The organism is Bacillus sp. N12A5, assembly GCF_026790125.1.
In the GTDB taxonomy this organism is placed as follows: domain Bacteria; phylum Bacillota; class Bacilli; order Bacillales; family Bacillaceae; genus Bacillus.
The window spans coordinates 113188-134840 of the sequence record NZ_JALAMR010000005.1; the positions used below are offsets into that span (position 1 = coordinate 113188).

The 21653-nt window shown below is 44.7% G+C and carries 25 protein-coding genes; 1 reads left to right on the forward strand and 24 read right to left on the reverse strand.

From position 1 onward, the window contains the following. Positions 1-96 precede the first annotated feature (96 nt). The 10 genes from panD to MOC09_RS06575 form a co-directional block, all read right to left on the reverse strand. On the reverse strand, positions 97-480 hold the full coding sequence (gene panD / locus MOC09_RS06530) for an aspartate 1-decarboxylase (protein ID WP_268369963.1): 384 nt from the start codon (positions 478-480) through the stop codon (positions 97-99). Position 481: 1 nt separating this feature from the next. Next, on the reverse strand, positions 482-1339 hold the full coding sequence (gene panC / locus MOC09_RS06535; protein WP_268360333.1) for a pantoate--beta-alanine ligase: 858 nt from the start codon (positions 1337-1339) through the stop codon (positions 482-484). A gap of 1 nt (position 1340) precedes the next feature. Further along, positions 1341-2174, reverse strand: coding sequence for a 3-methyl-2-oxobutanoate hydroxymethyltransferase (gene panB / locus MOC09_RS06540; protein WP_268360332.1), 834 nt, complete (start codon positions 2172-2174; stop codon positions 1341-1343). Between the two features lie 243 nt (positions 2175-2417). Then, the gene (locus MOC09_RS06545) at positions 2418-3395 is read right to left on the reverse strand and encodes a biotin--[acetyl-CoA-carboxylase] ligase (RefSeq protein ID WP_268360331.1); all 978 of its coding nucleotides are present in this window, start codon (positions 3393-3395) and stop codon (positions 2418-2420) included. Next, the gene (locus MOC09_RS06550; RefSeq protein ID WP_268360330.1) at positions 3380-4573 is read right to left on the reverse strand and encodes a CCA tRNA nucleotidyltransferase; all 1194 of its coding nucleotides are present in this window, start codon (positions 4571-4573) and stop codon (positions 3380-3382) included. The genes MOC09_RS06545 and MOC09_RS06550 overlap by 16 nt, the downstream gene beginning before the upstream one ends. Positions 4574-4577: 4 nt before the next feature. Next, positions 4578-5711, reverse strand: a complete 1134-nt coding sequence (bshA, locus tag MOC09_RS06555; protein ID WP_268360329.1) for an N-acetyl-alpha-D-glucosaminyl L-malate synthase BshA — start codon at positions 5709-5711, stop codon at positions 4578-4580. Continuing rightward, a complete protein-coding gene (gene bshB1, locus MOC09_RS06560) occupies positions 5708-6418 on the reverse strand; it encodes a bacillithiol biosynthesis deacetylase BshB1 (protein ID WP_268369966.1) in 711 nt (236 codons plus the stop codon). The genes bshA and bshB1 overlap by 4 nt, the downstream gene beginning before the upstream one ends. After that, entirely contained in the window at positions 6411-6824 is a 414-nt protein-coding gene (gene mgsA / locus MOC09_RS06565; protein ID WP_268369968.1) for a methylglyoxal synthase, read from the reverse strand. Before mgsA ends, bshB1 begins: the two co-directional genes overlap by 8 nt. Positions 6825-6844: 20 nt before the next feature. Beyond that, a complete protein-coding gene (gene dapB, locus MOC09_RS06570) occupies positions 6845-7648 on the reverse strand; it encodes a 4-hydroxy-tetrahydrodipicolinate reductase (protein WP_268369970.1) in 804 nt (267 codons plus the stop codon). Between the two features lie 11 nt (positions 7649-7659). After that, a complete protein-coding gene (locus MOC09_RS06575; protein ID WP_004398044.1) occupies positions 7660-7995 on the reverse strand; it encodes a nucleotide pyrophosphohydrolase in 336 nt (111 codons plus the stop codon). 139 nt (positions 7996-8134) lie between these two features. Here MOC09_RS06575 and MOC09_RS06580 point away from each other — a divergent pair, with 139 nt between their 5' ends. Beyond that, positions 8135-9007 (forward strand): YitT family protein, encoded by an 873-nt coding sequence (locus tag MOC09_RS06580; RefSeq protein ID WP_268369972.1) that lies wholly within the window; start codon positions 8135-8137, stop codon positions 9005-9007. Between the two features lie 36 nt (positions 9008-9043). On the opposite strand, the gene ypjB is transcribed toward MOC09_RS06580, so the two are convergent. The 14 genes from ypjB to MOC09_RS06650 form a co-directional block, all read right to left on the reverse strand. Next, positions 9044-9838 carry a sporulation protein YpjB gene (ypjB, locus tag MOC09_RS06585; protein ID WP_268367307.1) on the reverse strand — a complete coding sequence of 265 codons (795 nt, stop codon included), beginning with the start codon at positions 9836-9838 and terminating at the stop codon, positions 9044-9046. 68 nt (positions 9839-9906) lie between these two features. Continuing rightward, a complete protein-coding gene (locus tag MOC09_RS06590) occupies positions 9907-10500 on the reverse strand; it encodes a DUF1405 domain-containing protein (RefSeq protein WP_268369974.1) in 594 nt (197 codons plus the stop codon). A gap of 111 nt (positions 10501-10611) precedes the next feature. After that, complete coding sequence (locus MOC09_RS06595; RefSeq protein WP_268360323.1) at positions 10612-11379, reverse strand: c-type cytochrome; 768 nt, start codon at positions 11377-11379, stop codon at positions 10612-10614. A 34-nt stretch (positions 11380-11413) separates the two neighbouring features. Further along, entirely contained in the window at positions 11414-12088 is a 675-nt protein-coding gene (gene qcrB / locus MOC09_RS06600) for a menaquinol-cytochrome c reductase cytochrome b subunit (protein WP_003225560.1), read from the reverse strand. Position 12089: 1 nt separating this feature from the next. Then, positions 12090-12593, reverse strand: a complete 504-nt coding sequence (locus MOC09_RS06605; RefSeq protein WP_004398062.1) for a ubiquinol-cytochrome c reductase iron-sulfur subunit — start codon at positions 12591-12593, stop codon at positions 12090-12092. A 142-nt stretch (positions 12594-12735) separates the two neighbouring features. After that, positions 12736-13182, reverse strand: coding sequence for a YpiF family protein (locus MOC09_RS06610; RefSeq protein WP_268360322.1), 447 nt, complete (start codon positions 13180-13182; stop codon positions 12736-12738). Positions 13183-13236: 54 nt separating this feature from the next. Further along, a complete protein-coding gene (locus tag MOC09_RS06615; RefSeq protein WP_003225551.1) occupies positions 13237-13776 on the reverse strand; it encodes a ReoY family proteolytic degradation factor in 540 nt (179 codons plus the stop codon). 71 nt (positions 13777-13847) lie between these two features. Beyond that, positions 13848-15119, reverse strand: a complete 1272-nt coding sequence (locus MOC09_RS06620; protein ID WP_268360321.1) for a tetratricopeptide repeat protein — start codon at positions 15117-15119, stop codon at positions 13848-13850. Positions 15120-15468: 349 nt separating this feature from the next. Next, positions 15469-16755, reverse strand: coding sequence for a 3-phosphoshikimate 1-carboxyvinyltransferase (gene aroA / locus MOC09_RS06625; RefSeq protein ID WP_268360320.1), 1287 nt, complete (start codon positions 16753-16755; stop codon positions 15469-15471). 11 nt (positions 16756-16766) lie between these two features. Next, positions 16767-17882 (reverse strand): prephenate dehydrogenase, encoded by a 1116-nt coding sequence (locus MOC09_RS06630; RefSeq protein ID WP_268369976.1) that lies wholly within the window; start codon positions 17880-17882, stop codon positions 16767-16769. A gap of 48 nt (positions 17883-17930) precedes the next feature. Continuing rightward, a complete protein-coding gene (hisC, locus tag MOC09_RS06635; RefSeq protein ID WP_268360318.1) occupies positions 17931-19013 on the reverse strand; it encodes a histidinol-phosphate transaminase in 1083 nt (360 codons plus the stop codon). A gap of 10 nt (positions 19014-19023) precedes the next feature. After that, positions 19024-19827 (reverse strand): tryptophan synthase subunit alpha, encoded by an 804-nt coding sequence (gene trpA / locus MOC09_RS06640; RefSeq protein WP_268360317.1) that lies wholly within the window; start codon positions 19825-19827, stop codon positions 19024-19026. Continuing rightward, on the reverse strand, positions 19820-21022 hold the full coding sequence (gene trpB / locus MOC09_RS06645) for a tryptophan synthase subunit beta (protein ID WP_268360316.1): 1203 nt from the start codon (positions 21020-21022) through the stop codon (positions 19820-19822). Before trpB ends, trpA begins: the two co-directional genes overlap by 8 nt. Further along, a complete protein-coding gene (locus MOC09_RS06650) occupies positions 21003-21650 on the reverse strand; it encodes a phosphoribosylanthranilate isomerase (protein WP_268360315.1) in 648 nt (215 codons plus the stop codon). Before MOC09_RS06650 ends, trpB begins: the two co-directional genes overlap by 20 nt. Positions 21651-21653 lie beyond the last annotated feature (3 nt).

A 21653-nucleotide genomic window follows, 5' to 3' on the forward strand; every position in this document is an offset into this window, starting at 1 on the left:
ACAAAAGTGTAACACGTTTTGTGCGGAAATGGAGCGGCAAAACCGTTTTACTCTCAAAATCTTAAAAGAAAACCCCCGATAAAGGGGGCTTTTCTTTTACAAAACTGTGCCGGCCGGTTCGTTCCCCAGCATTTGTTCAATTTTGTTCTGATCATTCAGAACAGCTACCTTCGGCTCATGGCTTGCCGCTTCTTGATCAGACATCATTTTGTAGGAAATAATAATGACTTTATCGCCTTCCTGCACAAGGCGTGCGGCTGCACCGTTTAAGCAGATGATGCCGCTTCCGCGTTTGCCCGGGATTATATACGTTTCCAAGCGCGCTCCATTATTATTATTCACAATTTGCACTTTTTCATTAGGAAGCATTCCTACCGCATCAAGGAGATCTTCATCAATCGTAATGCTTCCCACATAGTTTAAGTTTGCTTCCGTAACAGTTGCCCTGTGAAGCTTGCCGCTCATCATCGTGCGATACATATTATATTCTCTCCATTTCTCGAATATCAATAATGATATTATCTATTAAACGCGCCTTTGAAAAAGCAACTGCAACAGCCAGAATCATTTTACCTTCTATGATGGTCACAGGCTCAAGTTCCGGATAGGAATAAAGCTCCACATAGTCAATGGTGCCGCTTGTCGTTTCAATGATTTCTTTAGCGGCGTTTATCACCGCTTCAGGGTCCCTTTCACCGGCTCTGACCAACTCTGCACTTGATTGAAGGGCCTGATACAGCTTAGGGGCTTCTTTTCTTTCCTCAGCAGTTAAGTATACATTGCGGGAGCTTTTGGCTAAGCCGTCTTCCTCCCTGACCGTATCGACAGCAACCAATTCAATATCCATGAAGAAATCGCTGATTAAGCCATCAACAACTGCCACCTGCTGTGCATCCTTTAAACCGAAATAGGCGCGAGTCGGCTGCACAAGGTTGAAAAGCTTCGTCAGTACGATCGCAACCCCGTCAAAATGTCCTTCTCTTGATCGGCCGCATAAAACGTCTGTGCGCCTTTCAACGTGAATCGTGACATTCTTCTCAGGATACATATCACGAGCATCTGGTGTAAAAAGAATATCTACTCCGGCCTTTTCTGCAAGAGCCGCATCCCGCTCAATATCGCGAGGATAAGCTTCAAAATCTTCATTAGGGCCAAATTGGGCAGGATTCACAAAAATGCTCATAACGACTGCGTCATTTTCTTGTCTCGCTTTGTCTGCCAGGGTTAAATGCCCCTCATGCAGAAACCCCATCGTCGGCACAAATCCGATTGACTTTCCCTCTGACTGATATTGTCTTATGGCTTCTTTGAGCTGTGAAATATCTGTAATCTGTCTCATCCTATTTTCCTCCGTACAAGCCGTCCAGCACTGTCTGATTCATTTGAAAGGAATGCTTTTGTTCAGGGAAAGCACGATGTCTTACATCATGGACATATCCGCTGATTGCTGTTCCGATTGTTTCGTCAATTTGCGTATATTGTTTTACAAATTTAGGTGTTCTCTCAACACCGTGGCCGATAATATCATGATAAACGAGAACTTGTCCGTCGGCTTTCACACCAGCCCCGATTCCGATGACCGGTATGCTTAGCATCTCGGCAATTTTGGCTGTGAGTTCTGCAGGCACACATTCCAGCACAAGCATCATTGCTCCTGCTTCTTCGCATTTTATACTGTCTTCTATTAATTTTTTGGCGCTTTGCTCGTCTTTGCCCTGCACTTTATATCCGCCTAATACACCGACTGACTGCGGTGTTAAGCCTAAGTGACTGACAACCGGAATGCCTCCGAGCGTCAATGCGCGAATGGATTCAAACACGCCTTCCCCGCCCTCAAGCTTCAGTGCGTCAGCTCCGCTTTCCTGAACGATAGCGGCTGCATTTTTCAGTGTATCTTCCTTGGACAGGTGATAAGACATAAACGGCATATCGGTTACGATAAATGTATTCGGTGCGCCTCTTTTAACCGCTTTTGTATGATGGATCATGTCCGCAACCGTTACACCGACAGTTGAATCGAGGCCGAGGACGACCATTCCGAGTGAATCACCGACTAAAATCATGTCAACTCCCGCTTGTTCAGCAAGCTTAGCCGCCGGATAATCATAAGCGGTCAGCATGACAATCGGTTCTTCAGACTCCTTCATTTTTAGAAAATCCAGTTTTGTTTTCATGTTTTCTCCTCCTCAAGTTTAGAGGAGATGATCTGCCGTTCTCTTCTGCAAGCCAAAAAAACCTTCCGTTACAACGAGAAGGATTCTTCACTTTCTAAAGTTCGGCGAGTTTCATCCCTCTGTCCCAGTCCTTTTTTGGATCAAGGCAGACTGCTGCAATGTCTATCTATTTATATAGGTGCAGTTCGCAGGCGATACTGCCCAATGGAAGTATACCAAAATCAACGGGCTTGTACCAACACATTAGCCCAATTCAATATCGGCAGAATAGATTTTTTTAATGCCTTCATTTGTTTCTAGCAAAAGAACGCCTTCATCATCTATACCTAACGCCTTCCCATAAAATGTTCCGTTTAATGTTCTGGCCCTCATATGAGTGCCGATTCCCAACGCATAGCTTTCCCATAAAAGCTTAATCGGTGTAAAACCGTGCGTCATATAATCCCGGTACCGTTTTTCAAAGGAAAGCAGGATATGCTGGATGATGCCGGCCCGGTCAATTTTTTCTCCGGCAGCTTGGCCGAGGCTTGTGGCGATGTCCCTCAGTTCATCAGGGAAATCCTCCGGCTGCTGGTTAACGTTAATGCCGATGCCAATGATGACTGAGCGTACGCGGTCTTCCTCGGCCTGCATTTCTGTTAAGATGCCAACTGTTTTTTTTCCGTTGATCAAAATATCATTAGGCCATTTTATATCCGTCTGGATGCCTGCTGCCTCTTCTATTCCCTGCACAACAGCTACTGCAGCAAGCAGGGTAAGCTGCGGTGTTTTTTGAAGCGGTATGTCTGGCCGCAAAATCAGGCTCATCCAAATGCCGTTTCCTTCTTGAGAATGCCACACCCTTGACATTCGTCCCCTGCCGGACGTTTGTTTGTCAGCCACCACGAGAGTGCCTTCCGGTGCGTTATCATTCGCCAGCTCATGAGCTGTTTTTTGCGTGCTTGATAGAACGTCATGATAAATAAGATGCTGCCCCATCACTTCCGTTTTCAGTCCAAAGCGAATTTCACTTTCACTGAGTTTCCCGGGTTTTTTGATGAGCCGGTATCCTTTTCTTCTGACGGCTTCTACTTCATAGCCCTCTTTCCGAAGCTCTTCAATATGCTTCCACACAGCAGTTCTGGAACAGCCGAGGGCATCACTGATTTTTTGGCCGGAAATAAATTCATTCCCGGCCTGAGAAAATAATTCAATAAGATCTTTTCTTAATGTTGATCGCATGTCTTCAGCCACTCCTCTATGTGGTTCTTTTGATTGGAGAGCTTTCCTGTCACAACAGCCTGCTCAATCCGCTGTAATTCTTCCGACACCCATTTTCCGGCGGGCCGGTTTCGCAGCGCAAGCAAATCCTTACCCGTGAAATCAAGATCCTTAAGGCTTTTGATCGGCAGGCTTTGATAAGCGTTTTGAATGTCCTTCAATTTTTCTTCATCCAGTTTTTCGTTTCGCCGCAGCTGCGATATTTTGGCCGCTGAAAGCAGTGCTCTTTCCCCGGCTCTGTACATTGACATTTCGTCAAGGCTTTGGCCAAATGTATGGACAATGTGAATGGCTTCCTTCATTACTTTTCCTGGGAGCTTCCAGGCTTTCAGGAAAAGCGGCGCATCTTTTAATTCTACGTTCAGATCAATTAAAAGCGCAGCCCAAAGCTCCTCACGGGATGTTAAATCATAAAATGGAAAGCTGCTCGCAGCCATCAGGTTTTCTCGTTTATGGTAAAAACCAGGCAGTTCCTCATACAGCCCTGTTTGAATCAGTGTTTGGAGCGCCTGACGGGACGCTCTTCCCTGCAGCAGCTTCTCGAACTCTATTGTTTTCCGTTCAACTGAAACATGGGATAAGAGTGCTTTTTCCTTCGTGATCGCTTCTTGTGTTTCTCGTGAAAGCGTGAAGCCAAGCTGGCTCATAAAGCGTACGGCTCTCAGCATGCGAAGCGCATCCTCTTGAAATCTGTCCTCAGGCTTTCCGACAGTTCGAATCAGCTTCTGATCAATATCTTTCTTGCCGCCAAAATAATCAAGCACCTGTCCGTCCGCTGTCATGGCCATCGCATTAATCGTCAAATCTCTGCGTTTTAAATCCTCTTCTAAAGATGTGATAAATTGTACGTCTGACGGCCTTCTATAATCTTCATACTCCGATTCAGTCCGGAATGTCGTGACTTCATAGGTTTCATCTTCCCAGAGCACAATGATGGTCCCGTGCTCTTTGCCTACATCAACTGTCCGCTGAAACAGCCGTTCTACTCGATCCGGTGCTGCATCAGTCGCGATATCGACATCTCCGATCGTTCGTTTCATATAGCTGTCACGAACTGCGCCTCCGACAAAATAAGCCTGGTGGCCCGCTTCGATTAAGGTGCGGAGCACGGGAAGCGCTTTGATAAAAACTTGTTCCATGTGATCACTCCGGTTCTGCTAAATCGGCATAAATCTGTTCATACTGGCTGACAATTTTTTGTGAGGAAAATTCATTTTTCAGCATTTCCATTGCCGCCTCTGTAAACCGCTTGCTTAGCTGTTCATCTTCTAAAATATGCATCGCGCAGGCTGTTGCAGCTGCAACATCGCCGACATCCACCAAAAACCCGCTCACATTGTTCTTAATAACCTCCGGGATACCGCCAGTGTTCGTTCCGATACAAGGCACCCCGCAAGCCATTGCTTCAAGCAGGACAAGGCCGAAGCTTTCTTTTTCAGACAGCAGCAGCTTCAAATCACTAATGGAATAAAGCTCCTCAACACGGTCTTGATTTCCAAGCATTAAGACCTGGTTTTCCAATCCATATTTTCTGACAAGCTCACAGGCTGTCGACTTCTCCGGACCGTCTCCGACTAAAAGCAATTTTGCTTTCGTCTTGCCGGCGATATTACGGAATACACGGATGACATCCTGTACACGTTTAACCTTTCTGAAGTTGGACACGTGGATGACAACTTTCTCATCCGGTAAAATACCATGTTTCTCTTTTATCGCCTCTGTATTTTTCTTCAGATACACGCGCTCGTCTATAAAGTTATAAATCGTTTCGATTTTTTTCTCCGGTTTAATTAAATCGTACGTTTCAGCTGCAAGCGCTGAGGAGACAGCGGTTACCCTGTCTGATGCCTCAATGGCAAAACGGATAAGATCTTTTAAGGACGGGTCATACCCTAACACCGTGATATCCGTGCCGTGCAAAGTTGTCACAATTCCGATATTGCGTTTCAGCATCTGCTTTGCAAGATAAGCGCAAACTGCATGCGGGAGAGCGTAATGTGCATGAATAATGTCTAAATTCTCCCGCTCCGCCACCTCAGCAATTTTGCTGGCCAACGACAAATCATACGGAGGATACTTAAAAACAGCATATTGATTAACCTCAACTTCATGAAAATGAATATTGGGGTGATATGTATTCAGTCTAAACGGAATGCTTGACGTGATAAAATGGATTTCATGTCCCTTTTCAGCAAGCTGCTTCCCCAGTTCTGTCGCAATGATACCTGAGCCTCCGACGCTCGGATAGCATGTGATCCCTATTTTAAGTTTTTTCATTGTTCGCCCCCAAGCACATCATGATCGAGCATTAGCATCCGTTTGGAAAAGAAACCTTCGGCATACTCCACACCCGCTTCTTTGCCGTAAAGCTTTTCTCTCGCTTCAATGATCTCGATATAGCCATTTGTCAAAGGCGTTGAAACTGAATTCTTTGAAGGTATAAACTGGCTTTTATAGGCATTGAGGCTTTGTTTCTTTGCCTCTATTGTTTCCGAGATATCAATCACAAAATCAGGCTGATGAAAACCATTTATCATATAGTAGTAAACCTTACTTACTTTATGCGCAGAAAGGCTATTTTTGTCTTTATATTTATGGATTCCGGCGGAAAAAACCGCTTCTTCAACCAGTGCAGCTGCATTTCCGTGATCCGGATGGCGATCCTTTTTATATGGCATAAAGACTGCTTTTGGCCGGCAGGTTCTGATGACACCGACAATCTCCCGAATTGCCTGATCACTCATTATCAGGCCGCGGTCAGGAAGCGTCAGCTGAATTCTTTTATCTGCACCTAATATACGGGCTGCTTCCGCTGCTTCTTCTTTACGTAAACTGACTGTTCCGTTTGAAGAGAGTTCCGCTTCTGTTAAGTCGCATATGATTACTTTTTTTCCCTGTTTGACAAACTTCGCAATTGTGCCGCCCATTCCAATCTCGACATCATCACTGTGGGCACCAAAAGCAAGAACGTCAGTATTATACATTCGGCTCTTCTCCCCGAAGAAGATTGCGGAATTCAAAAGCACCTTCATCAAGTGTGCGGACAAGGATCTCCGCAGTACCCATATTTGTGGCGAGCGGAATGGAATACACATCACATAACCGGATTAATGCCGAGACATCCGGTTCATGCGGCTGCGCGGTCAGCGGGTCGCGCAAAAAGATGACAAGATCGAGTGCATTGACTGCGATCAGCGCCCCGATTTGCTGGTCTCCCCCTAAAGGGCCGGATTGAAAACGTTCAATGTGAAGACCTGTCGCCTCTTGAATTTTCAACCCTGTTGTTCCGGTTGCGTATAGATCATGATGACTTAAAATATCCCGATAGGCAGTTGTGAATTGAACCATATCCTGTTTTTTCTTGTCATGCGCGATCAGAGCAATTTTCATCATTTATCCCCCTGTCTCATCTAATCAATGATATTTTCCAATCCGTATACAAGCTGATCAATCTTCATGACTTGCTCGACTGACAGTTTAACACCTGACATGAATGAAGCACGGTTATAGGAATCATGGCGGATTTGAAGCGTTTGGCCATCCATGCCGAACATAACCTCCTGGTGAGCAATCAGTCCCGGAAGACGGACGCTGTGTAAACGGATACCATTTTGCTCCGCTCCACGTGCTCCTGGGAGAATTTCTTTTTCATCCGGATGTCCTTGCTGCTTTTCTTTACGAACTTCTGAAATCATTTCCGCTGTTTTAAGCGCCGTTCCGCTTGGTGCGTCAAGCTTCTGGTCATGGTGAAGCTCAATAATCTCAACATCCTCAAAGTAGTTGGCAGCCATTTTTGAAAATTTCATCATTAGCACCGCACCAAGCGCAAAGTTTGGAGCGATGATGGCGCCGATTCCCTTCTCTTCTGTTAAAGAGGTGAGCTCTTTTAAATCTGCTTCGGAGAAACCGGTTGTCCCGACAACTGGACGAACTCCGTGCTCTAATGCAATTTTCGTATGTACTTTTCCGATTTCAGGCGTTGTTAAATCAATCAAGACATCCGGCTGTGTTTCAGTAAAACAGGCGTGGATATCTGTGTATATCAGGGCATCTGAATCAACAGACATCACATCAGATAATTTTTGCCGGTCGTATGTATGATCTATGGCCCCAACAAGGTCAAAATGAGGTGTTCGTTCCGCCAATTTAACAGCTTCCTGCCCCATTCTACCACGCGGTCCTGCAATGACTACTTTAATTGTTTCGTTTGACATCTTGATCTCCTCTACTTTCCTTCTTCTTTTCTGGTCCAGCGATCTTTATCTCTTGTATTAAATTTATGCATGACTCGGTCGTGGGCTTCCTCTAAAGAAATATCCAAAGAGTTGGCTAAACAAACCAGTACAAACAGCACATCTCCCATTTCCTCTTCCATGCTTTTATCATCTTCAGTCGCTTTTTTTGGTTTTTCTCCATAACGATGATTGACTTCCCGGGCAAGCTCGCCCAGTTCTTCAGTCAGCCTCGCCATCATGGCAAGCGGGCTGAAATATCCTTCTTTAAATTGCCCGATGTAACGGTCTACTTCAGCCTGTATATCTTTCATTGTTTTATCACTCACTGCACGAAACCTCCTATCATCCTCTTACATGTTAGCTAATTCAGATACGTTTGACAAATGTTTAAGCACGTTTGCTGTTTTCTTTTTCATTCACTATAATATAAATGCTATCTAATGGAAGGAAAAGGGGTTTTGTGTGATGCTTGGAGAAATTAGATTAAAAAACATATTTTTCATTTTAATCGGAGCGGCGGTTTTTTCATTTGGCTTGGTTCATTTCAATATGCAAAATAATCTGGCTGAGGGCGGTTTTACAGGTATCACACTTTTGCTTTATGCCCTTTTCCACATCAGTCCCTCTATCTCGAACCTGGTTTTGAATATTCCGATCTTTTTTATTGGCTGGCGTTTGCTTGGCAGGACAATGTTTGTTTATACCCTTGTTGGCACTGTAGCCTTGTCCGTGTTCCTCAGCATTTTTCAGCGATATGAAATACATATGCCTCTTCAGCATGACTTAGCGCTCGCTGCTTTATTTGCCGGCGTGTTTATCGGAGCCGGATTGGGCATTATTTTTAAGTATGGCGGTACGACAGGCGGAGTTGATATCATCGCCCGTTTGGTCAATAAGTATTTGGGGATTCCGATGGGCAGAACGATGTTTGCTTTTGATGCTTGCGTCATCATTTTGTCTTTGCTTACTTACCTCTCCTATAAAGAAGCGATGTATACTCTGGTGGCAGTATTTGTAGCGGCAAGGTTAATTGATTTTATTCAGGAAGGCGGATACGCTGCTAAAGGGGCGACCATTATTTCTTCGAAAAATGACCTGATCCAGAAAAAGATTCTTGAAGAGATGGAACGGGGCGTCACCATTTTGAAAGGGCAGGGTTCCTATACAAAAGAGAATATAGATGTCCTTTATTGTGTGGTGCCGAAAAACGAATTGGTGATGCTGAAAAGTGTGATTAACTCCATTGATCCTCATGCCTTTGTAGCGGTAAGCGATGTCCACGATGTGCTCGGAGAAGGATTTACGCTTGATGAAAATAAGAATCCGCTTCCTCGCTGACATGAGAAAAAAGGCGGCTGCTGCCGCCCCTCATGCTTATTTAGGGTAGTCCCGTTTTTTCTGCTTTTTTTTCTCCGCTTTGTATTTTCTGTAGCCGACATAGGAGAGAGCTGTAATGATGATACTGCCGGTTGTGATCATCACCCAGAGTAAAGACGGATCGGCATCATCCTCCTCCACCCTGTCAAAAAGATTTTTTAGATCATGCTGAAGAAGGGACAGCCGTTCAAGCTTCGTGCTCTCAGTCATTTGCTGAAATTCATCTTGCTCAATGACGTCTATATGTTTTCCGACTGTTTCAAGCTGCTCCTCTGATACATCGATTGTAAGACTCGGATAAATCAAGTCATATAAACTGATAAACTCATTCCACTTTTCATGAAAGCTCATGCTTTCATTCTTTTGAACATCCTTCTTCAGTTCAGCAAAGGCTTCCATAATCGGTTTTTCCAATGAGCCCCAAAGCGGATCGGACTGATTGTCAACCGCATCCATCAGCATCCTAAACTGCGCAGCTGCTCTGAGTTTCTGTGTATCAGACGTGTCAGCCTGTTTCAAACTCCGTACCATATCGTTATAGCCCAGCGTGATTTGACGGATTTGGGCTCCGGTTAGTGTGGGGTCTTGCTGTTTTTTTTCAGCGGATTTTAAAGTTTTTTCAAAGTAAGCAAGGACTTGCAGCGCCTCTTCGTATTTCGACTGGCGGGTCATTTGAAAGACCGTATCGGATAAATCATTCAATTCCTCGAGGCTTCCCCGCTCTGCAGCCTTGGCATTTCCATTATAAAAAATAAGAGCAAGCAACAAACAGATCGTCAGCTTTCGTTTCATGCAGGTCCCTCCCACTCTCTCTCCTTACAGAATATGAAGAAAGGGACAAGGATAGACCAACATTGTCCTTACATCAGATCAAGCTTCGTTCGCTTTTTCGAAACGACAAGAAAGTAAGCCAGCCCGATTGAAAAGATGCTCAGCCAAAATGTTCCGTACCCGATGTCAGTCATATAATCTGAAAGCATGGAGTACCGCGGCATCATTCCAAACAAGTAATCAATCACATCGTTATGCAGCGTCCAGACGGCCGCAATTGCAAGATGCCAAAATGAAAAACGAAAATACGGACTGTACAACACCCCTTGGACTGCCATTGCAAAATGCGAGGCAATCAGCATATAGCCCTCCCACGGCAGGTCACCTGTTACAGCCAGCACAAGAACATTCATTACGACCGCCCACAGGCCATACTTTACGAGGGTGACTAGCGCTAGCGCCTCAAACAATCGCACATTCCGTTTCATGATAAAGGCGAGCAGCACAAACAGAAAGAAAAACGTTGCTGTCGGGCTGTCCGGAACAAAAATAAGGAAACGGGCCGGTGTCTCCAGAAGCTGCGGCATGTACCAATAGTATCCGTAAACCGTTCCCAGAAAATTAATGGCTAAGACTAGAATAAGCATCGGCCGCTGTCCTAACACATATTGAAACCATTTCACATCATATCAACTCTCAGTCTGTAAAAAATAATGTGTCCATATAAAAAAGCTGACGCCTGGTCAGCTTTTGATAATAAAAGTATATCCTTCCAATTCACAATTCACAATACGTTATTTTGCGGTTGTTTCAGAAATAAATTTCGCAAGTTCTTCGAGCTGCTTATCATTCCCTTTAAACACACCCGCCGGCATTTGGCCTTTCCCTTCAACAGCAATTTTTTTAATTTCTTCCGGTTTCAGTCCGCTGTCAACCAATGAAGGACCAGCCGCTCCTCCCTGAAGGTTATCCCCATGGCAAGAAATACAGCCCTGCTCCTTAAAAATCTTATATCCCTCTGCACTGGTATCAATGTCAGCTTCTTTTGTGATTTTCCCTTGTTCTTCTGCCTTCGCCCAATCGTGAGTAGCAACTGACTGCCATGTTAAAAACACAGCGGCGGAAATGGCCAGAAGCATCATACCGACAGCGACAGGACGCTTCCACGGCCTTCTTTCTGTTCCTCTGTCAAGGAACGGCGCCAAAAGCAGGGCGCCAAAAGCGAGCCCCGGCATAATCATGGCACCGACCACCGTAAAACTTCCAGCGGCGTATTCATACTTCAACAGCTGGTATAAGAATAGAAAATACCAATCCGGCAGCGGAATATAACCAGTATCAGTCGGGTCCGCCATCCGCTCCAAAGGCGGCTGATGCACAATTGTCAAAACAAGAAAACCGATTAAAAAGACAGCTCCAACCATCCATTCCTTCAACAAGAAATTCGGCCAGAAAGCCTCTGTTTTACCGGGATACTCCGAATAATCCTTTGGTATATTCGGCTTTTTTTCAGCCGGTATCCTTGAGTCGCCTACAAATTTCATCCCTTTGCCCCGGTGCATGTCATCCCCTCCCTTTTATTCGCAGATCAAGAGTTTAAAGCGGTCCTGAAATCCCCTGCTTCCGAATCATAATAAAATGTGCAGCCATCAGCCCGAACAATGCGGCAGGAAGAAAGAATACATGGATCGCAAAAAACCGAGTCAGCGTTTGGGCGCCTACAATATCCGGGTGCCCCGCAAGGAGTGTTTTGACTTGCGTCCCGATCAAAGGCGTGGCTTCAGCGATCTGCAGCCCGACTTTTGTTGCAAACAGAGCCTTCATGTCCCAAGGAAGCAAATAGCCTGTAAAGCCAAGCCCGAGCATGACAAAAAAGATCAGCACACCGACAATCCAGTTCAGCTCGCGCGGCTTTTTATACGCCCCCTGGAAAAAGACCCTCAGCGTATGTAAAAACATCATTACAATGACCAGACTCGCACCCCAGTGGTGCATTCCCCTGACAATCTGGCCGAAAGCCACTTCATTTTGCAGATAATAGACTGATTCCCAGGCATTTTTGATATCAGGCACATAATACATCGTTAAAAACATTCCAGATAACACTTGGATAACGGTTACAAAAAACGTCAGTCCCCCAAAGCAATACACAAACGCAGAGAAATGATGGGCGGGATTTACATGTTCCGGCACTTCGTGATCGGCAATATCCCTCCACATCGGTGTAATATCAAGCCGCTCATCTACCCAATCATAAATTTTGTTCAGCATGTCACCCTTCCCCCTTAGGCTTTGCTTTTCCAAGATACAGGAAGCCGTCTTTTACTTCTTGCTCATAATGATCAAGAGGCGAAAGCGGCGGCGTGCCAGGGACATTGGTGCCGTCCTTTTCATACAGTCCGTAATGGCATGGACAAAAGAATTTATTCGGATTTTTAGGATCACTATTCCAGTTCACCGTACATCCCAAATGTTTACAAATTGGCGAAAGTGCTACAATTTCATCCCCGTTTTTGAAGACCCAGGCTGATCTCGACTCTTCCGACTCATACCAGGCATCGACTTGATTAATTTTGAAATCAAAGCGCTGAGGCTCTTTTGTCAACTCATCTACGCTGACAACCTGAACCATATCCTGCTTTCCAGTCGATTTTAATACCGGGTCGAGTGCAAAGCGAACCATAGGCATGAGCATACTAGCCGCCATAAAACCCCCTACGCCTGTAAGCGTATAATTTAAAAATTGACGTCTGGATATATCATGTTTTCCGCCCATCTCTTCTCCCCCCTCTAGGTCACCCCTGCAAACTGACTAAAATAGAAAATATTACAATAACTCTAGACACCCTCATAATATATGAATCTCTCAGCAAGGTCAATATAGCCAAAATATTGTTCATAAGGAAATGTAAGTGTTTTTATGATGTGCTCCACAACTGTAACAAAACGTTCAAAATTTCAGCAGTGCGTTCATCTAATATTTTTCTTTTTAAAGAGTCATTTAAATGCTCTAACGGAACAGACGGTGTAACAATGATTTTGCCTAACGCATCCTCACGATTCCAACTATCATCAGACGTGAGCATCACAACATGCGGAAATTCTGATATAAGCTCTTCCCACAAATCTTTAAGCCCTTGAACGGTATTTTCATTTCTATCAACATATGTATAAGGGGGCAGTAAATATACCCGTCCCTTTAACTGCCTTTCCAGTTCTTCTGACAGAAGCTGCGTAAATTCGCCTTTCTCCGCAGCCATTTTGAAATGGCTCCCCGCCCTTATGTTAATTAATGGAATGACAGCGGTATCAATGTAATCTTTAGCTTGTAAATAGTCCTTGGCATCAGTGATTCTCCACCTCATTGTTCTCCCCCTTTACGACAGCAAGCCTTGCAATACATTGCAAGGCTGGTTATATTATGTGAGCTGATTCAATTGCCGCGATAATTGTTCAAATGCTTCTTTATCATGACGATCAAGCGCATCGTCAATGTCTTTTAATAATTTTTCTCTTTGGAATGTGGAAATAGCGTGCTCTAAAATTTGTTCAGCCAAGCCCTGATCTTTTTTGTTTTCAAACAGATCCTTCGGAATATGAGGGTTGGACTCCAGCACTGCGGCATACTCAGGAGAGCTGTATGCTGATCGGAAATTAAGCTGGATAAACAAATCCTGCTGTTTATTTAATCGAATATCATGAAAAGATTTTTCCGCGTCGGTTGTCATGACATTCTCTTTATAGAACCGAAACGGAACTTCTTCAACACAATGTGTTGACATGATAATGCCTCTCGGGCAAAATTCTGCCTGCTCTACAAAATGAACCTTCTCCATGAGAGAATCATGGCTCATTAAGTAGTTCAAGATCCAAACGCACTCTCGGCGCTTTAACTGATAATGGTTTAAAAACCAACGGATAAAATCCTTTTTCTCATTGACAGAAACAGGGGTCTGCATGTAATTCCCTCCTCTATCGTTCGTATAATCTATATACTTATATGTTCCACATGAAAGGTGAATATTCCTGCTTATCTAGAAAATTCATCCTCGATTCGCAAAATCGTTTCTTCCAGCTCTTCATTGGCTCCGTCCATTTCCAGAACCTTTTTCAAAAGCGGCAGTGCTTCTTGCTGAAGGCCTTCTTCTAATAGGAAGCTTGCGTATTCATATAAGAAATCTCTGTCCTCCCGGTAGTGAAGAAAGGCAGCCTCAAAGGATTGTTTTGCTTTTTCGTACTGCTCTAATTCGGTATATGCGCTCGCAAGATACCAATTGTATTTCGGATCTTCTTCTCCATAGCCGCGCACCTCTTGAATAAGATCAATGATCTGTTCATAATCCTCTTCTTTATGATACACGGCAAGAAGCGTATGAAGTGCCTCGACGAAACCCGGATCAAGCGCAAGCGCCTCTTGGAGCAGCTTCTTCCCATCTTCTGACTTTCCGATTTTTAAGGCCATTTTTGCAGCATAGAGGAAAAGTTCTTTGTTATATTCATCATATCTGATACCCTCTTTTGCCGTTTCTAATGCCTCTTCATACATCCCTTCAGCTTCATAGCTTTTCGAAAGCGGCATATAAAGTGAAGAATAAGATGGATCCAGCCCTTTTAAATCAGACAGCTGCTTAATCGCTGTTTTAACAAGCCCCGCCTGTAAGGCTGTAAACCCATAGCCGAAAATCGTATTAGGTTCAGGATTCTCATCAACCGCTTTCTCGTACCATGGAATGGCATCTTCAAATTCACCTGAGGCACTTAACGATTCTGCCAATCTTTGATGGACATTAACGCCTCCGATCTCACTCTGCTCCTCAGCCGTTGATTTAAAATATTGAACCGCTTTTGCATAGGCTCCCTGAGTAAAGTAAAGTTCGCCCAGCGCAAAGTCAATAACGGGTTCATTGTCCAGAATGGACTTAGCCTGTAAAAGCTTTTGTTCACTGACTTCGAATAGCCCCTGCATCTGATAAAGATCCGCCATCAGCAGCAAACTTTCCGGATATGATGGATCTGTTTCCGGAATGGTTTCCAGCACAGCGAGAGCTTTTTCTTCTTCGTCAATATCTATTAAAAGTTCAGCGTAAAAATTCGTCAGTTCTGTTTCATTTGGATATAAGTCATGTAAATCACTGATCAGTGATATTGCTTTTTCCACATTGCCCCACTCGTAATAAAGCTGGGCTGCAATGGCTTTATCTTCATCATGCAGCTGTTTTTCGGCCTTCGAGAGAGTATTGAGACCCTTTTCTGTTTCTCCTGCTTCAACTAATTTTATGGCTTCTTGAATCAATGTATTCAAATCGGACCGGTCCTTTCTTTTCCTATACAACATCAACCATACAAAAAAGCTTTATTTGTTCGGGTTAATCTTATCATAATTCAGACGAATGCCCTCGGCAAATAAGATGCTTGCTGTACGGCAGGGAATTATTGAGTCTTATTAGTTTACCAAAAGATCTTGAGATAGAAAATGAAAAAAGGAAGATCGCCCTCTGTACAGTAAAGCAGCTCTCAGACCTGCCGGCTTGTAAGTAAAGCGCATCCCCCCTTTTCGTTTTTCTTTTCCGTCTATAAGACAAGCTATGTTTTTTTGCGTCAAATTATGATTCTTACAGTCAATCTGCATAAAAAAACCTGAAGCAAAAACTTCAGGATTTGTTTGAAAGCTTATTTAAATGCTCGAAGAAGGTTGGATAAGAAACGTGAATGGCATCTGTCTGCTCGATTTCAATTGGCTCCTCTGTTATACAGGAAGCGATGCCAAGCATCATACCGATCCGATGATCCCCATGGCTTGACACAGCTGTGCCGCCTTTCAGTGTTTGTTTTCCATAAACCTTCATTCCATCTGCTGTCGGTTCAATCTCAGCACCTAGCTTACGAAGCTCAGAAACCACGGTATCAATGCGGTTTGTTTCTTTTACTTTAAGCTCTGCCGCGTCCTTAATAACGGTGGTTCCCTCCGCTTGAGTCGCAAGAAGCGCGATGATAGGGATTTCATCAATTAAACGCGGAATGATATCACCACCGATTTCAACTGCTTTTAGAGATGATGTTTTTATGACCAAATCTCCATAAGGCTCTGCACTGCTGTGAGCAGACGGTTTAATCTCAAGTGTTGCCCCCATATTTTGAAGGACGTCAATGATACCTGTCCGAGTCGGATTTAACCCTACGTTTTTCAATACAATGCTGCTGTTTGGAACCATTGCGCCCGCAGCAAGGAAAAACGCCGCTGAAGATATGTCTCCGGGAACAAAAATATCGGCAGCTGTCAGCTTTTGGCCGCCTTCAATGGAAACGCTTGTTTGATCTTCAGAAAGCTTTACGCCAAAAGCCGAAAGCATTCGCTCAGTATGATCCCGAGATTTATGAGGCTCTGTAACGGTTGTTGTACCCTCAGCCTGTAAACCCGCCAGCAAAACAGCAGATTTAATTTGCGCGCTCGCAACAGGTGATACAAAATCAATCCCTTTTAGTGAAGCGCCGCTCACTGACAGCGGTGTAAACTCTCCGCCGGCTCTGCCGTCAATTTTAGCTCCCATTTGCTTCAAAGGCTCCGTTACACGTTTCATCGGACGCTTCGCAATGCTCTCATCTCCAGCTACCGCACTATAAAAAGGGCGGCCTGCCAAAATTCCGAGCATCAGGCGAATCGTTGTACCTGAATTTCCGACATCTAACAGGCTTTCTGGCTCCTTCAGGGAATCGATTCCTTTTCCATGAATCACTACATCGCTGCCGTCTTGCTCAATTTGAACACCCATTTTTCTAAAGCAATCGATCGTGCTCAGACAATCTGCTCCCGGCAGAAAGTTTTTAACAGTTGTTGTGCCTTTCGCCAGCGCACCAAACATGACGGAGCGGTGAGAAATCGATTTATCACCAGGAATGTGTATTTCTCCGTTTAAGGCCTGCACCTTTTCTCTTTTCATCATTTTCCACCTCAATCAGCATAAAAAGTTTCATATTCCGCCCGGGCTTCAATGCATTGTTCAGCCCGTTTGCGGTCGTCATCAGACTGAAAACTGATCCTTAAAATCCCGTTAATATCTTCTCGTGTTTCAATAATGCGGATATTCGTGATACTGATGCGCTCCGCAGCTAAGATAGCCGTTATCTCGGAAATCACACCCGGATGATCGGGAACATCAACGTATAAGTCATAAAACGCAGGTATGGCGCCCTTCTGCCGAAGCGGCAGCCCATCGCGATAATCCTTGGCCGCTTTAAAATAACGAAATAAATTTACCGCATCTTCTTGTTCTACATATGTACGGATCTTCTCAATTTCACAAGTCCACTCATTAAAACGATCCAGAATTTTATCTTTATTATGTAATAGAATATCCCGCCACATTGCCGGACTGCTTGATGCAATCCTTGTAATATCTCTAAACCCGCCGGCAGCAAAGCGCTTAACAAGCGGATAAAGCTCTTCCGACTGATGGGTTTGGTGAACAAGGCTTGCTGCGACAATATGCGGAAAATGGCTGATCACGCTTGTCACGCCATCATGCTCTTCCGGCGACATTTCTACAAAGTGGGCATTGGTTCCCTTCAGCAGGTTTTTTAACTGTTCTACAGCTTGTTTGTCCGTTTTCTGGCCTGGCGTTAAAATATAAAATGCATTCTCAAACAGGAACTCCTTCGCAGCTGCCACTCCTGATTTGTGTGAGCCTGCCATCGGATGCCCTCCGACAAATTGATAGCGGCTGGGCAGCACTTGATCAGCGTAATGAACCACTTTTTGCTTTGTGCTCCCTACGTCGGTAATCAAAAGCTGATGTTCAATTCCCGATTGGGCCAGCTCATCAAGCATAAGAAGCGTTTGCGCGACAGGTGTCGCAATAATTACTGTAGCTGCCTCTTTCGCACCGCTAATAAACGAATCAGCACGCTCGTCAATTACACCTAATTTTAATGCGGCTACCACCTGTTCATCAGAGATGTCGATTCCGATAATCCGTTTGCCGGGATGCATTTTTTTGATCGCTAACGCAATCGAACCGCCTATCAATCCGAGACCGGCGAGCAATATTGTATCTTTCATTTGATTCATACGTCATCACCTGGTTTATAGACTAAAGAGGTGATATTTGATCACCTCTTATAAAATTTCAGCTAAAGTTGCAAGAATTTCTTCATTTTGCTCTTTTGTACCGATCGTAATCCGGAGTGAAGTCGGGAAACCTAATGCATTTCCTGACCGGACAATATAGCCTTTTTCCAGCAGAGCCTGAAACAGTTCATCGGCCGGACGGTTAAAGTCAATTAACACAAAATTGGTCTGTGAAGGGTAGCACTTTAAACCATGCGTCTTTGCAAAATCATAATATTGCTGAAGACCTGCATTATTTTGCTCGACACAGGAGGCAATAAACGCTTGGTCATCAAGCGCGGCGATTGCTGCAGCCTGGCCTAGACGGCTCGTGTTAAACGGCTCTCTTGCCGGCTCAATCTGGCGAATCAGGTTCTCGTCAGCAATTCCGTATCCGACTCTGAGCGCTGCCAGACCGTAGGCCTTTGAAAATGTCCGCAAGATCATCAGATTGGAGTATTTGTTTAAAAGCGGCACGGTTTCCGGGTAATCCTCTGCTGTAACATATTCATAATATGCTTCGTCAAGAACCACGAGGACACGAGAAGGAACGCGCTCGAGGAATGCGAGTAATTCCCCTTCTGATGTATAAGTGCCTGTCGGATTATTTGGGCTGCATATCCAAACGATTTGCGTCTGTTCGTCAATCGCTTCAAGCATGGCGTCTAGATCATGTGAGCCGTCAGGACGAAGTGCAACTTCACGAACTTCAGCGCCCTCAATGACCGCATTATGTTTATATTGCGGAAAAGTCGGGGCAGCAGTTATTGTGTTGGTTTTATCGTTTAAAAATGCCCGGCAGATGATCTGAATAATTTCATCTGAACCGTTTCCGAAAATAAGTGATGTTTCGCTGACATTGAGGTGCTCACTGAGCCTTGTCCGTAAAGCAGCGCTATACCCATCAGGATAAAGTGCAAGCTGTTGAATCTCAAGGTGAATCGCCTCTTTTACAGCTTCTGAACAGCCGTACGGATTCTCATTTGAAGCAAGCTTCACAACTTTATCCAAACCATATTCTGATTTCACTGCTTCAATCGGCTTACCGGGCTGATAAGGCTTCAGCTGTTTTAAGTGTTCTTTAATACGCAAATCAGTCACCTCATTTTAAACTGTACAAGCCGCCAAACGCCGTTGCGTAATCTTCAAACTCCTTCAGCGCTTGCTCTCTTGTTTCCACGCTGATGAGCCGGTCCTTCAGTTCTTCTATTTTTCTGACGAGTGCACTCCCCACAACGACACCGTCACTAATTTCATTCATCTTCATGACCTGTTCACGGTTTGATATACCGAACCCTACAGCAACCGGAACAGTGCTAAGATCCTTCACTGTCCGGATGAACGGATACACGGATGAATTAAATTCATTGCGGATACCGGTTACACCTAGAGAAGATACACAGTAGACGAAACCCTCGGCTTGTTCAATAATAGTTTTCAAACGGCTTTCGCTTGTCGGCGCTACCAAAGAAATATACGTTACCTCATGGTCTTTGCATTCCGCTTGAAGGCTGGCGCTTTCTTCTAATGGCAAATCCGGAACAAGCAGTCCGTCAATATGATTTTCCCGCAGTAAAGCGAAAAAGTGTTCTTTGTTCAATTGTAACACAGGATTATAATACGTAAAGAGGATAATCGGAATATACACTCCGTTTTTTTTCATTTTTCCGGCTAATTCGATTGCCTTTACGATATTCATTCCATTATCCAGCGCACGCTTCGAAGCCCGCTGGATCACCGGACCGTCTGCAAGCGGGTCTGAGTATGCAACACCAAGCTCCAGTGCTGTAGCACCCGCTTTTTGGAGAGACTTCGCCAGTTCAATCGAAACCTCAGGCGATGGATCCCCCGCTGTAATAAACGGGATAAACAATTTTTCTGATGCTTGAAGGTCCACTTTAAACATGCGTTTTCACCTCTTTTTCCAATACATCCATTAATGTGTTGACGTCCTTATCTCCCCGTCCTGATAAACAGACCAGGATCACTTGCTCGCGATTCATCTCTTTGGCGAGTTTGAATGCTTTCGCTAACGCATGGGCAGACTCGATTGCCGGCAAAATCCCCTCTTTTTCTGATAAGAGTTTTAAAGCCTTCACTGCTTCTTCATCTGTGATACTGTCATAAGTGACTCGGCCGCTCTTATGCAAATAAGCGTGCTCCGGTCCGATTCCAGGATAGTCGAGTCCTGCTGAAATGGAGTAGGGCTCAATAATTTGCCCGAACTCATCTTGAATAAGATAAGTCAATGAACCGTGTATGACACCTACGGTTCCTTTCGAAATAGTAGCGGCATGAAGAGGGGTATCAATTCCTTTTCCGGCTGCTTCAGCGCCGATCAATTCAACATCTTCATCTAAAAACGCCTGAAATATGCCAATCGCATTGCTTCCTCCGCCAACACACGCCACCACTTTATCAGGCAGAACGCCTTCAATGCGTTTCAGCTGATCCTTCGCTTCCTCTCCGATCATTTTTTGAAATTCACGGACGACCTGCGGATAAGGGTGCGGTCCGACAACTGATCCAATCATGTAAAAATGATCCTCGCAATGCTGAACCCAGTATCGGATCGCCTCATTTGTGGCATCCTTCAATGTGCCGTTTCCGCTTGTTACAGGCACAACCTCCGCTCCAAGAAGCTTCATGCGGAAAACGTTCAAAGATTGGCGGGCAACATCCTCCTCGCCCATAAACACAGTGCAGGAAAAACCGAACTTGGCTGCGACCGTTGCAGCGGCAACGCCGTGCTGTCCGGCGCCGGTTTCAGCAATGATTTTCGTTTTGCCCATTTTTTTTGCAAGCAACGCTTGCCCTAACGCATTATTGATTTTATGTGAACCAGTATGGTTTAAATCTTCACGTTTCAAATAGATTTTCGCGCCGCCTAAATATTCAGTGACTCGATCAGCATATGTTAATGCAGTCGGCCTTCCGGAATAGTCATGTAACAGCTTGTAATATTCATGACGAAAAACAGGATCATCCCTGATCTCTTTAAATGCGGTTTCAACCTCTTCTAACGGCTGCATGAGTGTTTCCGGAACAAATTTCCCGCCAAAATCGCCGTATCTTCCTATTTCATTCGGGTATGGATACATATCGGTTCATCCTTTCTTCTAAAAGCCTCATCAGTTTCTGATCTTTTTGTCCGTTTTTTTCGATTCCGCTGGCAAGATCAATTCCCAGCGGGTGCCATTTCAATAGGTCTGTGATGGTGTCCGGACTCACGCCGCCTGCGATAAAGCAGCGTTTACCTATAGCTGCCCGCTGATATTCCGGCACACAGTCCCAAGAAAAAGAAACACCAGTGCCGCCTCTTTCCCCTTTTACAGATGAATCAATGACAAAACCGTCCACAGCATTTTTAAAGCGAGCTATTTCTTGAGTTGTTTTCTCATGATGATGCAGCGCCTTCCATATTTCACAACCTGTCAGCATACGAAGCGCATCGGCATCCGCCGGTTCCTCATCACCGTGAAGCTGAATGACGTCAAGATTCAAGTCTTCAGCAATGCGTGTCATCGTCTCTATCGACTCATTAACAAAAACACCTGCAACCTGTTTTTCGACATGAAATTGACTCAGCCACTTTTTCACATCTTGCGGAGATACTTTTCGTTTGCTTTCAGCAAAAATAAAGCCCAGATAATCAGCCTGTGAGTCCGCTGCTAGCTGCAGATCCTGCAGTGACCGGATGCCGCAATATTTTAATGCCGGCTTCTTCACATT

Coding starts and splice junctions, on each gene's coding strand:
- panD (WP_268369963.1), bottom strand. CDS start 480: ATGTATCGCACGATGATGAGCGGCAAGCTTCACAGGGCAACTGTTACG.
- panC (WP_268360333.1), bottom strand. CDS start 1,339: ATGAGACAGATTACAGATATTTCACAGCTCAAAGAAGCCATAAGACAA.
- panB (WP_268360332.1), bottom strand. CDS start 2,174: ATGAAAACAAAACTGGATTTTCTAAAAATGAAGGAGTCTGAAGAACCG.
- MOC09_RS06545 (WP_268360331.1), bottom strand. CDS start 3,395: ATGCGATCAACATTAAGAAAAGATCTTATTGAATTATTTTCTCAGGCC.
- MOC09_RS06550 (WP_268360330.1), bottom strand. CDS start 4,573: ATGGAACAAGTTTTTATCAAAGCGCTTCCCGTGCTCCGCACCTTAATC.
- bshA (WP_268360329.1), bottom strand. CDS start 5,711: ATGAAAAAACTTAAAATAGGGATCACATGCTATCCGAGCGTCGGAGGC.
- bshB1 (WP_268369966.1), bottom strand. CDS start 6,418: ATGTATAATACTGACGTTCTTGCTTTTGGTGCCCACAGTGATGATGTC.
- mgsA (WP_268369968.1), bottom strand. CDS start 6,824: ATGAAAATTGCTCTGATCGCGCATGACAAGAAAAAACAGGATATGGTT.
- dapB (WP_268369970.1), bottom strand. CDS start 7,648: ATGTCAAACGAAACAATTAAAGTAGTCATTGCAGGACCGCGTGGTAGA.
- MOC09_RS06580 (WP_268369972.1), top strand. CDS start 8,135: ATGCTTGGAGAAATTAGATTAAAAAACATATTTTTCATTTTAATCGGA.
- ypjB (WP_268367307.1), bottom strand. CDS start 9,838: ATGAAACGAAAGCTGACGATCTGTTTGTTGCTTGCTCTTATTTTTTAT.
- MOC09_RS06595 (WP_268360323.1), bottom strand. CDS start 11,379: ATGCACCGGGGCAAAGGGATGAAATTTGTAGGCGACTCAAGGATACCG.
- qcrB (WP_003225560.1), bottom strand. CDS start 12,088: ATGCTGAACAAAATTTATGATTGGGTAGATGAGCGGCTTGATATTACA.
- MOC09_RS06605 (WP_004398062.1), bottom strand. CDS start 12,593: ATGGGCGGAAAACATGATATATCCAGACGTCAATTTTTAAATTATACG.
- MOC09_RS06610 (WP_268360322.1), bottom strand. CDS start 13,182: ATGAGGTGGAGAATCACTGATGCCAAGGACTATTTACAAGCTAAAGAT.
- MOC09_RS06615 (WP_003225551.1), bottom strand. CDS start 13,776: ATGCAGACCCCTGTTTCTGTCAATGAGAAAAAGGATTTTATCCGTTGG.
- aroA (WP_268360320.1), bottom strand. CDS start 16,755: ATGAAAAGAGAAAAGGTGCAGGCCTTAAACGGAGAAATACACATTCCT.
- MOC09_RS06630 (WP_268369976.1), bottom strand. CDS start 17,882: ATGAATCAAATGAAAGATACAATATTGCTCGCCGGTCTCGGATTGATA.
- trpA (WP_268360317.1), bottom strand. CDS start 19,827: ATGTTTAAAGTGGACCTTCAAGCATCAGAAAAATTGTTTATCCCGTTT.
- trpB (WP_268360316.1), bottom strand. CDS start 21,022: ATGTATCCATACCCGAATGAAATAGGAAGATACGGCGATTTTGGCGGG.